The organism is Blautia faecis (genome assembly GCF_027662325.1).
Lineage (GTDB): Bacteria > Bacillota > Clostridia > Lachnospirales > Lachnospiraceae > Blautia_A > Blautia_A faecis.
Map to the genome: position 1 here is coordinate 36958 of NZ_JAQDKY010000034.1, position 15616 is coordinate 52573.

Here is a 15616-nt window from a genome sequence, read left to right on the forward strand (position 1 = left end):
AAGCTTTAAAGTCTGCCACATTTCCATCAATAACGCACACAACTTTTCCCTATATCTGCTTTTTACAATATGGTTACATTTATCACTACCAAAACATGTATAATAGAACCAGTACATCAAATAAGGATTATTTTTCAGAGTATACAAGAAAGGACCCGAAATGAAAGCCAGAATACTTGTAATAGAAGATGAACCAGCAATCAATAACTTACTTTGCATGAACCTGGAAGTCACCGGCTACCAGACCGTAAGCTACCTGGACGGCAATGACGCCAGCGAAGGAATTGCCTGGGATCATGAGTTCCAGTGCGCCCTTGTAGATATTATGCTCCCTGGAAAAGATGGATATACCCTTTTACCAGAACTGAATCACTACGGCATTCCCGTCATTTTTCTCACCGCCAGAGCCGACATCGCAAGCAAAGTAAAAGGCCTTAAAGAAGGTGCCGAAGACTATATTGTAAAGCCCTTCGAGATGCTGGAAGTGATGGTCCGCCTGGAGAAAGTACTGGAACGTCATGGAAATTTACAGGAGCAGATACAGATTGACGATATTACCATAGACACCATAAGCCATACCGTTACCAGAAATGGAGAGGAAATTTACCTGAAACCAATGGAATACAACTGCCTTATGATGTTCGTCCGCAATCCCAATAAAGCTCTTACAAGAGAGCAGCTTCTGGCCGGTCTCTGGGGCGTAGAATTCGAAGGAGAAACAAGAACAGTAGATGCACATGTGGGACGTATCCGCAAAAAGCTGGGCTGGCAGGACAGGATCAAAACCATTCCCCGCATTGGATACCGACTGGAGGTGGAATTTTGAAGCTTTTTACAAAAATCTTTTTACAGGTGGCCTGCGTGATCCTGATTTTATCCTCCGCTGTTTTTTTCTATACTTCATATCGCTGGAAGAATCAGAGTATTCAGTATATCAATAACTATGAATATACCAAATTTCAGAATAATCTTTTACAATTTGAGGAGAAATTAAGACTTACAAGCAGTCAGTCCGCTAATTCCGATGAGAAAGTCCGAAACCGAATTCTTATCTACGCTTTCCGACAGATTTTCCATGACAGTGCTGTTCTATATCAGAATGATGAAGAACTTTACAACGGTACCGCCTATGACTTCGATGTTCAGGGAATCCAGGAACAACTGGGAGAAGTGGAATTACACGGAAAATGGTATGACGCGGATACTTATATCTGTGATCCCCTTATCAGCAAAGCCGACGGTAAAACACTGTTGCTTTTTTTTTATTCCTCCACAGAGTCAACTACAAATCTGAATTATCAGATTGTCACTTATAAAGACGTTTTTGATGTTCTGGAGAGTAACAGGATCCTTTTTTATCAGGCGGGTATGTTGACGCTGGTTCTTCTTCTGTTAACCGGAACAATTCTTTTTTTCAGCCTGCGGAAAATTATGGCACCCCTTACAAAATTAAGGGAAGCTGCGGTTTCTGTATCTGAAGGCAACTATGATATACAAGTTCCTGCGGAAGGAGATACGGAACTGGCGCAGGTTGGCAAAAGCTTTAATCAGATGTCCTCCAAGGTTAAAGAACAGATTGAATGCCTTTCCACTGTAAACCATACACAACGACAGTTAATGGGAAGTCTTGCCCATGAGCTGAAAACACCTATGACCTCTATCCTGGGATATGCAGATACCCTTCTCACAGTGCGCCTGCAAAGACAGCAGCAGGAGAGAGCTCTCTCCTATATTTCCAGTGAATGCCGCAGGCTGTCCCGACTTTCGGTAAAAATGCTGGAACTTACCGGATTATATGAAACTGGGGAGGCACGTTTTGCCCCAACAGAAAATTCAGTGAAATCTTTTCTGGAGGATTCCAGACAGCTTAACCTCTGCCGTCTGAAAGAGAAGAATATCTGTCTGGAACTTCAGTGTGAACCTGCTGATCTGAAGAAAAACTTTGACAAAGATCTTATGTTAAGTCTGGTAAACAATTTTATTGACAACGCAGTAAAAGCCTCCGCGGACAATTCCAGACTCATACTGGAAGCGACGGCTGAGAAACTGATGGTCCAGGATTTTGGCAAAGGAATCCCAGCTGAAGATCTTGATAAAGTGACAGAGGCATTTTATATGGTTGACAAATCCCGTTCCCGGGCAAATGGAAGTGTGGGTCTGGGACTTGCACTTTGTAAAAAAATCGCGGATATACATGGATTTCAAATGAAAATTGAAAGTGAAATAGGAAAGGGAACCTGTGTATTCATTGAATGGTAAAGAAATTCTTGCCAGATTACAATTCAGTTACAATTTACGGAAGATTTGGTGTAATTCCAAGTACTATAATCTATATCAGAACATGACCGGTGATTACTATGAGCAATATCAAACACCCGTTCCCCTAAATCTCCGGTTATGTTCAAACATCGAAAGGGAGACTTCAAACAAATGAGAAAGAATATAGAAAGAATGATTGGACTTACTCTCTGCATGGGAATGTTAGCGGGATGTGCACAGACACCAGAATCTTCCCTTGTAAGGCAGAAGGGAAATAAAGCACTGGATTCTTACAAAGAAGCGGATGACAAGGATGTCAATATGGCAGGAAATGCCTCCTCCGCTGATCAGACAACTGCTTCTGAAAGTACTGGTACAAGTGATACTGCTGCCTCCACTGACGTTCACCCGGATAATGCCTCAGCTGCCAGAACCACTATCCGCGACCTGATCAATGCGCCTGAGACTTACAAAAGTCAAGTAACAGACGACACATCCAAGCTTGTGGTAAATACGGATGCGGCAGTAGAAATACCAGATGTGGAAAAGATATCTGCAATTTCTGTTACACCAGCTGCAGTCACACAGGATCTTCTTGATGGTATCACAGATGCCTTTTTCTCAAATGCGAAGATTTACACTGCAGACAGCTATTATGTACAGACAAAGGATGAGATCAAGAAAAAAATCGACGAATTAAAAGAAGATGTTGCCAACGGAAATCTGGATCCTAATAATTGGGGAACCGATGATAATGGCAATCTCATATATGATATTTACGATGACATTGATTATTGGGAAAACCAGTATGAATCTGCACCTGAGACTAGAAATCTGGTAGAAGGAAGACCTGCCGTGGGAGTACAGACATACAGCAATACTGGTGAAGTTATGGAAGATAATGCTTTTACCGGTATCGCCCAGTTAGATGACGGCTCCCAATATTCTTATCGTACCTCTTCCTGGGGAGCCTATTCTTTGGAAGTAAGAATCCAGAAGATAGCCCAAAAAGACGGTAAAGAAATCCCTTCTGACGCTGTCTGGTCCGATTATTCCAGCAGCAGTCCATATGAAAAACCTACCGAAAAATCTATTGGAATTTCGTTGGATGACGCGAAGAAATTAGCCCAGGAAAAAGCAGATGCCATGGGCCTTGACGATTTAAACCAATGCGGATGGGATTATGCGATTCAGACGTCCATTGGAACAGATGATAACTCCAGTTATCTCGGAAGTGGTTATGTTATCTACTACAGCCGTACCATAAATGGAACTCCGCTTACCTATACCATGGATGCAGGTGGAGCGCTTGAAGACATGGACAGTACTATGGAAACCTGGGCTTACGAAAACCTTTATTTTTATGTAAATGCAGACGGAATCGACAGCATGACTTATTGCAATCCATACACCATCGGAGAAACTAAGACTGAGAATTTAAGCCTGCTTCCATTCAGCGAGATCATGAATATTTACGAAAAAATGATGATCGTCACCAACGCGGACAACCTTACCTATGAAAATTCCAGGGTATTCAATATTGACCGTATCGTTCTTGGCTATGCCAGAATTTATGAGCCATCCACAGATGCCCATACCGGTCTTCTGGTTCCTGTCTGGGATTTCTTCGGATCCCGCAAGATTGACTCCGAATATGATGGCGAAACCTACTCAGATACGACAGATTGGCCTACCTGGAGCTTTCTTACCATCAATGCAGTAGACGGAAGTATTATAGACCGTAGTCTGGGATACTGATATGAAGCAGACACTTGGAATTGTACGCTACAATTTCTTCGGCTTTTTCCGTAATCCCAAAGTGATTTTTACCCTCTTTCTGGAATTTGTGCTCAGTTTTCTGCTTACAGGAAGAATCATGGTTGTTATGGATAACTACAATACGCCTGTACAGGCAATTGAACCTTTCCTGTGGACCTTCGGGGATGGAACAGCAGTGCTTCTAAGTTCCATGCTTTTGCTGTTCTCCGACCTGCCGAAAATGACACCAGTCACTCCTTATCAGCTGATCCGTACCACCAAGAAGAAATGGCTCTTAGGCCAGTTTGTCTATATTACATTCGTAACGATTTTATATACATGTTTTATGCTTTTGTTTACTTCTGTGCTGTGCATGAAGGACAGCTATCCAGGCAATCTGTGGAGCGACACAGCAGCAATGCTTGGATACTCTGATCTTGGAAAGAATCTGCAGGTGCCATCTACAGTACGTGTTATGGAAAGCATTTCACCTTACGGCTGTATGCTACAGATATTCCTTTTGCTTTTTTGCTATTCCCTGACTTTAAGCTTTGTAATTCTGGTGGGGAATCTCTACAAAGGAAAAACAAAAGGCATGATAGCTGGTCTGTTTTACAGTATCTATGGATTTCTTCTGGATCCCAATGTACTGGCAGCTGTTTTACATAAAGAAAAGTATGAGATGTATCAGATAAACGTACTGATCTGCTGGATCAGTCCCTTAAACCAGGCCGTTTATGGGAAACATAATCTGGGCTATGATCCATTACTCCCAAAGCTCTGGCAATCCTGTGTATTTTTTCTTATTCTGGTAGTAATACTGATTATTCTGGCGCTTCGCAGAATGAAGAAATATCCGTTTGAATTTCTGGGGGAAAAATCATGAGTGGTGAGATGAAACGTATGCTTACATCCAAAAATTTTCTGGCAGCCTGGCTGATTGCTTGTGCGGCTCTTCTCTTTGGACAAACCTACCCCAGTCTGAAGAAACCTTTGACTTGTGGTGCTTTTATAGACCTTCTGGATAGCGCTATAAAAGGTCAGATTGTATCTTTTATTTTACCCATAGCAGCAGTGCTTACCTGGAGTGATTCTTTCCTGCAGGAGTATAGAAGCGGATTTCTAAAAACTGCTCTCCCCAGAACCAGCCGTAGTCAATATGTGGAAGGAAAGGTTTTTTCTATTCTGATGTCTGGTTTTCTGGTCTGGTTACTGGCAGTCATAACAGTGCTTTGGGTTAATTTTGTTATATTTTATCCTATGGAAGTAAAAGGAAATATTCCAAAAGATCTGCTGACAAAGCTTCTAATGAAAGCTCTCCGCATGAGCATCCTTGGAGGTATCATAAGTACCCTTGGAGGTATCTGCGGAACTCTGTGTCAATCTGCTTATATGGCTTACGGAATTCCTTTTATAAGTTATTATTTCGGAATTATTTTACACCAACGATATTTTAAAGAACAACTCTGGTTTTACCCGCCAGAATGGATTACTCCTTCTGGAAACTGGGGACCATACCAGACTGGTTTATGGTTATTTTTGTTATTATTTCTACTTGTACTGATCCCGGTTCTGGGAAGTGTACTATATGATAAAATTGAAGAAATTTGAGATGTCAGACCGCTTTTCTGAAAATAAAAATATAGTCCTGCCTTTGAGAAATTGAAAGGATCTAAAATTAAAAGGATTTAAATTGGAAAGGAAACGATTATATGAACAGTGTAAATCACAATAAATTTTTAAAGTCAATTCCATGTGTACAAATAAGTCATGTTACTAAACGTTTCGGTGAAGACCTTGTTCTAAAAGAAGTAAATCTTGATCTGAATTACGGACAGGTATATGGCATTATTGGAAATAATGGTTCCGGAAAAACAGTTCTTATGAAATGTATCTGTGGTTTTCTGCCGGCTACAACCGGAACCATCCATGTATCAGGAAAACAGATTGGAAAAGACACCGATTTTCCGGAAAGCCTTGGCGTTATCATCGAGACGCCAGGTTTTCTTACACAATATACAGGAATGAAGAATCTGGAAATTCTGGCAAATATGCAGAGACTGAGCTCCAAGGCAGATATCCGCCTTATTCTTCGAAAAGTCGGCCTGGATCCCGATATGAAAAAACCGGTTGGAAAGTATTCGCTTGGAATGCGCCAGCGTCTTGGAATCGCTCAGGCCATTATGGAGGATCCCCGTCTTCTCATTTTGGATGAACCCTTCAACGGACTGGATAAACATGGCGTAGCAGAGATCCGAGAGCTTCTTCTGGAACTGAAAGCTGCCGGTAAGACCATCCTTCTCGCCAGTCATAACGAAGAAGATATCCGTATTCTCTGTGACCATGTATATGAAATGGACGGAGGAATCCTGAAGGAAAGGACAGGCTGAACATGAAAGAAAAACGATTACAAAAAAATTCTGTATTTTCCATTAAAACAGACTGCATCTTATTGATTACTGCATTAATTGCCAGTATCCTGTTTCTTATATCCCCATTTGCAGTTTCTGCACAGGAGGCTGATGTTGAAAATACAGAAACAGTTTTTGAAGATGAAGCGGAAACTGTACCAGATATGAACCAGGATCCAGATTTTGATTCTGAGCCGGATTCTACCCTGGATTCCAATCCGGACCCGGATCTGGGCGGATTCATATCCGGTGACGATTCTTCCCCCCAAAATAATCCCATTCATGTTATTATTGAAAATGGATCTGGCAATACAGACAGCAGTAATGCAGAGCCTGTCGGTGATGATGCTATGGGTGTCGGAGATACTTCTTATGGAGAGATCTATGCCGGCAGTACAGACGGAGGTAGTTCCTCCGGAGAAAAGGTTCTCCACAAGCCTCAGCTGCTATTGGAAGACAGTAATCTTTCCAGCCAGACACTAAAAGCTGGCAGCACCCGGGAAATGTCCGTAACCTTTCGAAATAAGAGCCGCAGTCAGAACGTATATGGACTGAAAATTTCTCTTTCCACAGAAACAAAAGGAATTGAATTTGATAAAAATTCTTTTTATGTACAGAGGCTGACACCTGGCGAAGCCATTACTTTAACGCAGAATTTATCTATCGCAGAAGATATTGAGCCAGGTCAGGTAGCAATCCTGTTTTCTCTGGAATATGAAGATTCCAAAGCCTCCAGTGTCAATAGCACAGAAACTCTGACTTTTAACGTGTCACAGCCTGTACGTGCAGAATTAGAAGTGTCTGACATTCCTTCGGTATTTTATACAATGGATACTGTAGAAATTCCTGTGAAAGCATTGAATCTTGGAAGGGATAAAATCTATAATGCCAAAGTGAAATTAGAAGCAGATGGATTATCTCCAAAAGAGACTGCATTTCTGGGAAATGTAGATGAGGGAACTGCATCTGATGGTACAATAAGAGTATATGTAAAAGGAAGCACCGGAAATAAAAGTTCTAAATCGCAGTCTGTTGCAGAAGCAGGAAGTTTATCGGACAATGTATCAGATATATCAGATGAAAATGATGCTACTTCTCAGAATACATCTATTTCACCAGATCAAATTACAGGAAAACTGATTCTCATCTACGAAGATTCCACAGGTAACTCCTACCAGACAGCTGTCGATTTTTCCTCCGAAATCAAGGAATCCCAGATTCAGTCTCTAAAAGTTGAGGATTCTCAGGAAGAGACTAACAGCTGGTGGTACTCCATTTTTGCAATTCTGGCGGTTCTGTTTCTCATCATCGTTCTGTTTCTCATGTCCAGATTACATAAAAAATCTGTCCTTCTGGAAGAAGCAAGAAAGGCGGCATCCCGTTGAGAAAGAAAAAAATAAACGGTTTCACCTGCTTTCTGATGATTCTCATTTCACTGACTCTTTTCTTTTTTCTCAGGCTTACCTATGAAATACAGAAAGAGAAGCAGCAGTATACAATCTTAATTTCCCTTGGAAATCTCAGTTACGACCAGAATTTCTTGAAAAAAGCTTCGAAAATAAATGGGCTTCAGGAAATCTGGCCAGTTGTGGAAATTCCAGTAACCATAAAAATAGAAGACTATACAAAAACTACCGTATTTTGTGGAATTGATCTGAATGCTTTTACGGAAATTTCCGGGCAAGACAATTTAGGAAACACTCCACGCTTACTCCTGGGGAGCAATTCTCTGGAAAATATGAAAGACTCCAATGGACATGCCATTTCAAAGAAACAGCAGAATAAATATCTGAAGATGGGAGAACAGCTTGCCATTACATATACGTTAGACAGTATCGATTCAAATAAAAATTCTACTGAATACAGCAGTTCCGTTTCCAGCAGTAGTTTCACGGCTATGGACAATCCCGGGAATAATATTTCACCAGTGTCCTGTCTTCCCTGTAAAGTTGCTGCAATACTCCCCGGAGAAGATGATCAGATCTATATCCCGCTCTCCCAGGCAAGAATTCTGTGCAGCGAATCTGGCACTGCGCTGACTGTAACAAAGGTGTTGCTAAAGATAAAGGGAAAGACCAATCTTGAAAACGCTAAACAGCATTTTGAATAACAAAGATACTTCCTTTTCAGGTGTAAATAAATATCTGCTTATGTTATACTATTGTACAAGACCAATAAAAAGGAGCACTCTATAATGAACAGACAGGAACTACTTAACCAAATTGAGCATTATACCCCGTTCAATGAACAAGAAGAGACGGATAAGCAGCTTATTCTGAACTGGATCAGAAATAATACCAATGCTTTTTCCAGAGAAAACACGGTAGCACATATGACTGCTTCTGCCTGGGTGGTAAATCAGGATAAAAGCAAAATTCTCATGGTCTATCACAATATTTATAATTCCTGGTCCTGGCTGGGAGGGCATGCGGACGGAGAAACGGATTTACTTGCAGTTGCCCTTCGGGAAGTGAAAGAGGAAGCGGGGATTTCCCATGTCTGTCCTGTATCTGAGGAGATTTTTTCTTTGGAATCCCTTACAGTAGATGGACATGTGAAAAAGGGCAAATATGTGTCCAGCCATTTACATCTGAATGTAACATATCTGCTGGAAGCAGATCTTGAGGAAGCTGTCTCCATAAAAGCCGACGAGAACAGCGGTGTCGCCTGGTTTTCCCCGGAAGAAGCGCTGAAGGAATCTACAGAACCATGGTTTGTAGAACATGTGTACTCCAAGCTGATTGAGAAAATGTAATGAAAGAAGCCAACAATTGTAATACTTATATGATACAAAGAAAGAGAAGAGAATATGAGTGAGAAAATTGTAGTTTGCCTTGAAAAAGGTGGCGCAAGAGATATGGCTGAAGCTTTTTCCAGGCGCACAAATACCCCAATCTCTGAAAAGCTGGGAGAACACCTGACGGTGCTTTTTAATTCCAAAGGTGTTTCTTTAACCGGATATGGTCTGGCTTATCAGGGAGATTTCGAAAATATGCTTCACCGGGTGACCAACGGAAGATTACAGCATGAAATGCTGGTACGGGCTTCCAAATCAGAAAAGCCAGGGCGCAAGGCAATAGATGCCACAGCAGGTATGGGAGAGGATGGATTTCTTCTGGCAGCCCAAGGGTATGAGGTAACTCTGTATGAGCAGAATCCAGTGATTGCTGTTCTTTTAAAGGATGCCCTGCGCCGGGCAAAGAAGCATCCCGTATTGAAAGAGATCGCTGCCCGCATGAAGCTGACAGAAGGCAACAGCGTGGAATTAATGCCCGCACTCCTGGATCCTGTAGACGTCATATACCTGGATCCCATGTTCCCCGCAAGACAAAAGTCCAGCCTGATCAACAAAAAACTGCAGCTCATCCAGAAGCTGGAGCCCCCATGCTCCCAAGAGACCGACCTTTTCGACGCCGCTATCAGCGCAGACCCGGATAAGATCATTGTAAAACGACCGCTGAAAAGTGATTTTCTGGCAGGAAGGAAGCCTTCTTATACGTTAAGCGGAAAAGCGATTCGATATGATTGTTATACGTTGTAGAGGAAATAAATTGGCAGAGCAGGCAGATGAATAAATGATATATGCATAGCAGCATTTTTATAATCCTTTTCGATTACTGTCAGAAGTGCTAGTGCAAATCAGAAGCAACTATGTATAATAAGAATAAAAAGGACAGTATTGTTTATAAGGAAGGAGAAAATGCTTATGAGAAATGGTAAAAAATCATTAAAAAAAGCCAGCGTACTGCTTACTACATTCTTACTTGTAGTAATGTGTCTGGCAGTGGATACCACATCTGTAAGTGCCGCGAAGATTAAACTGAACAAAACAAAGCTTACCTTGGCCCAGGGCAAGAAATACCATTTAAAGGTAAAAGGCACAAAAAAGAAAGTGAAATGGTCCTCCACAAAGAAATCAGTGGCAACTGTCAATAAAAAGGGTGTCGTTACAGCAAAGAAAAAAGGAACTGCATATATTAAAGCTAAGGTTGGCAAAAAAACATACAAGTGTAAGGTTACTGTTAAGAGTAAAAAAGCACCTGCAAAGCCAGCACCTACAACACCTTCTGCTCCGGTAAATCCGCCGGCAGAGCCTACAGCAACACCTACCACAGCTCCATCAAAAACACCAGTACTAAGTGCAACATCTTTAAGCATGCGTAAAGGTGAATATTATCAGCTTAGCGTACAGGATCCTAAGCATCTGCCCGTATGGACCAGTTCAAACAAGAATATTGCAGAGGTAGACAGTCAGGGAAAGGTACATGCAATTAATGTTGGAACAACAGAAATCAAAGTAGATGCAGGGATTGTTCTTACATGCACAGTTACAGTTACCATGGAAACAAAGCCTCAGACTGAACCAGTTCTTTCGAAAGCAGTTATAAAAGGGCAGCGGTCAGTCAAGAATGAAGCTGGCGAATCTGTAGTGATTGAGATTCCTCTGAATACTTATACCTATACTTTCAGCACAATTCCAACAAACGTGGAAGAATTGAAGCAGTATAACATCAGCGGTGATGATGGAAGATATAAGGTGCTCGCTCTTTATGTCATGTCACTTCGGACCTGGAAACCGGAAAATCAGACAGATTGCGAAGAAATGATCGGATATTTATGCAATAAGCAGTTATCTGTTTATGAGAAGCAGAGATTAGCAGAGCAAATGAAAAAGAGTAAACAGTATCTCTATCTTGGAAATGCATTCTTAAATGGTGCAACTCCGGCGAATGACTACACACCTTCACAGCCTTATTCAATTACATTAACTCAGGATTCTGTAGTAGATGAAGATCAGATATACATTCCGGCAAATCCTTCCATACCATCTCCTGATCAGTATAGAGCCTTTATCTATTGCAAGGCTTCTGACAGTGGTAAATGGATCGATGTTTATAAATCATCTAAGGACGGAAACTGGTATATGTATAAATGGATGGATCTGATCACTTCAATAAAAGCCCCGGCTTCAAGTAATCCATTCTAAATATGTCTTCAGGTGATTCATTCTAATTACAAGAGGGCAGACATCAAAGACCTCGGTTTTTGGTGTCTGCCCAAGTGAAAATAGATATTCTACATTTTTAGGCTCTTGATACCATAATAGCAATCTAATTCCTACCATGCTAAAATACCCTCCATTTCCACTCCAGCCGTATTGAACATGACCATTAGCAAGCAGTCTTGCAATAATACTTGCATCACCCATTTTATATTCCTCCGTTCAGTATTTTATTGGACATAAACTGTGCTTTAACATATTCTTTTTAAATATAATATATTTTATATTGTATATTAAGTCATTTATCCCGTTTTTATGGTATTATAAGAAAACAAAGAACAGGATAGGAGGCGTTTGAAATGAATCATAATGATATAGTCAGACAGTCATTCAAAAAACAGGCTGAAAAATTTGTAGCATATCATATGTCAAAAGTGGAATATACAGACTATCTGATTCAGAAAATCGCAGCAACAGGAGAAGAACATGCATTAGAAGTAGCTGCCGGGACCTGTATTTGTGGCAGGGCTCTGGCTCCTTATGTAAAGGATATTACCTGTCTGGATATGACAGAAGAAATGCTGGCACAGGGAATCAGACTTGCCGAAGAAAGTCATATAGAAAATATTTACTTTCAAAGTGGTAATGCCGAAAAACTTCCATACGAACCCGAAACCTTTGACCTGGTGATCACAAGGCTTTCTTTCCATCATTTTGACAATCCTGAGAAACCTTTTGAAGAGATGAAACGTGTCTTGAAAAAAGGGGGAAAGATGGTGGTCTGGGATATGGAAGCTGCCGAGGAGCCTTTACGAGAAATTGATGATAAGATTGAAAATATGCGTGATCCTTCTCATACCAGAATCCTCAGCAGGGAAGAATTTGAAGAAATGTTCAAGAAAGATTTTGCACTGCAATGCGAAGAAACTACTCTGGTGCCGGTGAATCTAAAAAGTTGGATGGAACTGACTGATACTTCGGAAGATGTGCAAGAAGAGATAACAAATTTGATGAAAGCTGAATTGGAAGGCGGTAGAAAAACCGGTTTTTCACCATATAATAAAGATTCACAAATCATGTTTGATCATAGATGGCTATTACTAATTGGTGTAAAAAAATAATGGTAATAAAAATAAGCAGGAAACTCCTTTGAAGAGTTCCTGCTTTTCTTGAAATGTCCTAATATTTAGATAGGATTCGGGGGCATATTTATAAATGTAATTACAGCTCTAAAGAATCTTCTGCATCTATTCGGGTTTTGTTACACCAGACATCTGTACAAAATAAAGAAATCTCTGTGCAGATAAAAGCGACGTTGGAAAATAATAGTCAGATGTATAAACTGAAATTGCATACGCTGTGGTCGCCTATGAAGAAAGACGTATGCATAGGAATTATCGGGTATTTTGACATTATAAAATAGAAAAATACAACAAATGTAGGATATGATGGAATTGCCGTTCATGTGTATATCTGGATGGAAGGAACAGACGCTGATTGCGTCAACGGAAAATCTGTTGAAGATGATTCGTCTACTTATGATGTGACAGTAAAACTTGCCGGAGTTGCAAGCGGAAATTAAATGTTCTTTTGAAAGGTCATGGCACGAACCATGGCTTTTCTTTTACCCCAACATCCCCATATTGGCAACTATCCCCACTCACCCCACTCTTTTTCAGTACATTTACTGAATTGCTATTTTCCCGACTTCCCGGCTTGCCATATAGCTGAGAAATTTATGAAATGTTCCTGTTTTTTAAATCCTGCAAATACTACTGATGAGCGTGTAAATTTTCATTCTACAATGTAAAAACTCTTTGTTGACGGATATATTTGGATAAGGATATAATCTGTATCAGAGAATTTACAGGGAGATAAACAAGTATGAGTCAGGATATGATTAATAACCGTTTTTTGGAAGAGTCGGTATTTGCTATTGCCGATGGATACTGCGTGATCAATCTCACAAAGAATATTGTACGTGGTTCCATGTATCAGGTAGTTAATGGAAAAAAATATAATCTGAATGAACAATTAGGTTTGCCGGAAAATTCAAGCTTACAGAGTCTGGTGGATGCATGGGCATTGACCATACCTGAAGAAGGTCTTCAAGATTTTCTGCACGAGTTTGACAGAGAACGACTGTTAAAGCGTTTTGAAAATGGTGAACGGCATATATCATTCCGATATTGGACCAGGACTGCTACTTTTGAGCCCATGCTTGCAGAAGATCACATGGCCCTGTACCGGGAAGAAGAAACCGGAGATATCATTGCAGTCAATTATGTTCTTGACCGTACAGAACATTATCGCTTAGAGGAAAAAGAGAGGGCACTGGAAAAATCAAACAGAGAGTATGCGAAGCTTCTGGAAGAAGAGAAAAAGCATACGGCTATGATCGAGGAATTAACGAAGAAACTGCAAAGTCAGCTGGAGTTATTTACCGTATCCATCCCTGGCGGTGTCAAAATCAGTAATGATGACCCGGAATATTCTTTTAAATATGTTTCAGAACAATTTGCAAATATGCTCGGTTACGCAACACCGAAGGAACTGATGGACGCTTCTGGCGGTAATATTATCGGTCTTGCTCATCCAGATGACGTAAAGGTCGGACTTGCAGATGCATTAAATCAATATACGCATTCCGATCATTATGCTACTATTTACCGGATACGCTGTAAGGACGGCACATACAAATACATCGAAGATCGTGGACAGAAAGTAATAAAGGAAGACGGAACCATTGAACATTGGAATCTCATGCTGGATAAAAATGACTTCATGCACAAATCAATTGCATTGGAAAGTGAAAAGAAAGCAAATAAAAGCAAGTCTGATTTTCTCTCCAGGATGTCTCATGATATGAGAACCCCACTGAATGGCATTATCGGATTGCTGAAGATTGCTGAGAAGCATTTTGATGACAGTGAATTGGTTCTGGAAAATTTCGGAAAAATGCAGATAGCCGCAGATTATCTATTGTCACTTATTAATGATATTCTTCAGATGAGCAAAATCGAAGATGGAAATGTACCGCTAACGCAGGAAATCATCAACTTTGATGAATTAAGTCAGGATGTTCTGACTATCATAGAACAGCGGGCAAAAGACAGAGGAATTCAAATGCAGTTCCGTTCAAAAAAAGAAGGGCTTCGATATCCTTTTATTTATGGAAGTCCGGTGCATATGAGACAGATTTTTCTTAATATTTATGGAAACTGTATTAAGTATAACCGGATTGGCGGCAAGATAATAACGGTGTTGGATTATACAGAAGTAGTGGATGGAATTACGACATATGAATGGACGATCACAGATACAGGCATTGGCATGAGTAAGGAATATCTGAAGCATATATTTGAGCCGTTTTCGCAGGAAAGGAATGATTCTGGAAGTACACAACAGGGAATTGGACTGGGAATGTCGATTGTAAAAGGCCTGATTGAAAAAATGGGCGGAACAATTAAAATAAAAAGCGAAGAAGGAATCGGATCAACTTTTATTATCAGAATTCCGTTTAAACTTGCTTCCGCACCAGATACAGTAAAGAAAACAGCAGCACAGATGGATATTAGTGGATTAAACTTATTGCTGGTGGAGGATAATGAACTGAACGCAGAAATTGCGAAAACTCTGTTGTCTGATGAAGGTGCAAATCTGACAGTTGCAGAAGATGGACTGCAGGCGGTCAGGATGTTTCAGGAGAAACCGGAAGGTTATTTTGACGCAATTCTGATGGATATCATGATGCCTGTAATGGATGGGCTTACTGCGACAAAAACAATCCGGTCACTGAAACATCCTGATGCTGAGACAATTCCAATCATTGCCATGACAGCAAATGCTTTTCAGGAGGACGCTGAAAAATGTATTGCTGCTGGAATCAATGCACACCTGGCAAAACCTTTCGATACTGAGAAAGCAAACATGACCATTTATAAATATATATAAGAAAAGTCAGCAAGGAGGTATTGACGCATGTTTAGAGAAATATATAATTTGCACAGCACTCTTATTGCGTCCAATGATAACATCTCCATGCCTGTTGATAAGATAATGATATGAGCAAAAACGTCTTTTCATCTGTTTGAGGAAAGACGTTTTTTATATGAAAATGTTTTGGAAGAGGAGTGACCGAAAATGAGTTTAAATTGATATGGCTGAAATAAATATATGACATGTC

General features: G+C 40.5%; 14 protein-coding genes. 13 read left to right on the plus strand and 1 reads right to left on the minus strand.

The features are described from left to right. The first annotated feature begins 160 nt into the window (after positions 1-160). From PGQ38_RS14610 to PGQ38_RS14660, 11 genes are all read left to right on the plus strand, one after another. Positions 161-826 (plus strand): response regulator transcription factor, encoded by a 666-nt coding sequence (locus PGQ38_RS14610; protein WP_173773813.1) that lies wholly within the window; start codon positions 161-163, stop codon positions 824-826. Then, entirely contained in the window at positions 823-2259 is a 1437-nt protein-coding gene (locus PGQ38_RS14615) for a sensor histidine kinase (protein WP_204452105.1), read from the plus strand. Before PGQ38_RS14610 ends, PGQ38_RS14615 begins: the two co-directional genes overlap by 4 nt. A gap of 171 nt (positions 2260-2430) precedes the next feature. Beyond that, on the plus strand, positions 2431-4017 hold the full coding sequence (locus tag PGQ38_RS14620; RefSeq protein WP_173716752.1) for a DUF6034 family protein: 1587 nt from the start codon (positions 2431-2433) through the stop codon (positions 4015-4017). 1 nt (position 4018) lies between these two features. After that, positions 4019-4903, plus strand: a complete 885-nt coding sequence (locus PGQ38_RS14625) for a hypothetical protein (protein WP_204452103.1) — start codon at positions 4019-4021, stop codon at positions 4901-4903. After that, positions 4900-5628, plus strand: a complete 729-nt coding sequence (locus PGQ38_RS14630) for an ABC transporter permease (protein WP_270432419.1) — start codon at positions 4900-4902, stop codon at positions 5626-5628. Before PGQ38_RS14625 ends, PGQ38_RS14630 begins: the two co-directional genes overlap by 4 nt. A gap of 101 nt (positions 5629-5729) precedes the next feature. After that, positions 5730-6407 (plus strand): ABC transporter ATP-binding protein, encoded by a 678-nt coding sequence (locus PGQ38_RS14635; RefSeq protein WP_204452101.1) that lies wholly within the window; start codon positions 5730-5732, stop codon positions 6405-6407. Positions 6408-6409: 2 nt separating this feature from the next. Further along, the gene (locus PGQ38_RS14640; protein WP_204452099.1) at positions 6410-7813 is read left to right on the plus strand and encodes a COG1361 family protein; all 1404 of its coding nucleotides are present in this window, start codon (positions 6410-6412) and stop codon (positions 7811-7813) included. Then, a complete protein-coding gene (locus PGQ38_RS14645) occupies positions 7810-8538 on the plus strand; it encodes a hypothetical protein (protein ID WP_227199060.1) in 729 nt (242 codons plus the stop codon). Before PGQ38_RS14640 ends, PGQ38_RS14645 begins: the two co-directional genes overlap by 4 nt. 84 nt (positions 8539-8622) lie before the next feature. Then, positions 8623-9183 carry an NUDIX hydrolase gene (locus PGQ38_RS14650; protein WP_270432425.1) on the plus strand — a complete coding sequence of 187 codons (561 nt, stop codon included), beginning with the start codon at positions 8623-8625 and terminating at the stop codon, positions 9181-9183. Between the two features lie 54 nt (positions 9184-9237). Next, entirely contained in the window at positions 9238-9969 is a 732-nt protein-coding gene (locus tag PGQ38_RS14655; RefSeq protein WP_204452095.1) for a class I SAM-dependent methyltransferase, read from the plus strand. A 165-nt stretch (positions 9970-10134) separates the two neighbouring features. Beyond that, positions 10135-11415 carry an Ig-like domain-containing protein gene (locus tag PGQ38_RS14660; RefSeq protein ID WP_204452093.1) on the plus strand — a complete coding sequence of 427 codons (1281 nt, stop codon included), beginning with the start codon at positions 10135-10137 and terminating at the stop codon, positions 11413-11415. On the opposite strand, the gene PGQ38_RS14665 is transcribed toward PGQ38_RS14660, so the two are convergent. Beyond that, entirely contained in the window at positions 11398-11637 is a 240-nt protein-coding gene (locus tag PGQ38_RS14665; protein ID WP_195700318.1) for a hypothetical protein, read from the minus strand. The genes PGQ38_RS14660 and PGQ38_RS14665 overlap by 18 nt on opposite strands. 152 nt (positions 11638-11789) lie before the next feature. On the opposite strand from PGQ38_RS14665, the gene PGQ38_RS14670 reads away from it, so the two are divergent. Together PGQ38_RS14670 and PGQ38_RS14680 are read left to right on the plus strand one after the other, a co-directional pair. Then, positions 11790-12551, plus strand: a complete 762-nt coding sequence (locus PGQ38_RS14670) for a class I SAM-dependent methyltransferase (protein ID WP_148463379.1) — start codon at positions 11790-11792, stop codon at positions 12549-12551. 763 nt (positions 12552-13314) lie between these two features. Then, complete coding sequence (locus PGQ38_RS14680) at positions 13315-15384, plus strand: hybrid sensor histidine kinase/response regulator (protein WP_270432428.1); 2070 nt, start codon at positions 13315-13317, stop codon at positions 15382-15384. The last annotated feature ends 232 nt before the right edge of the window (positions 15385-15616 follow it).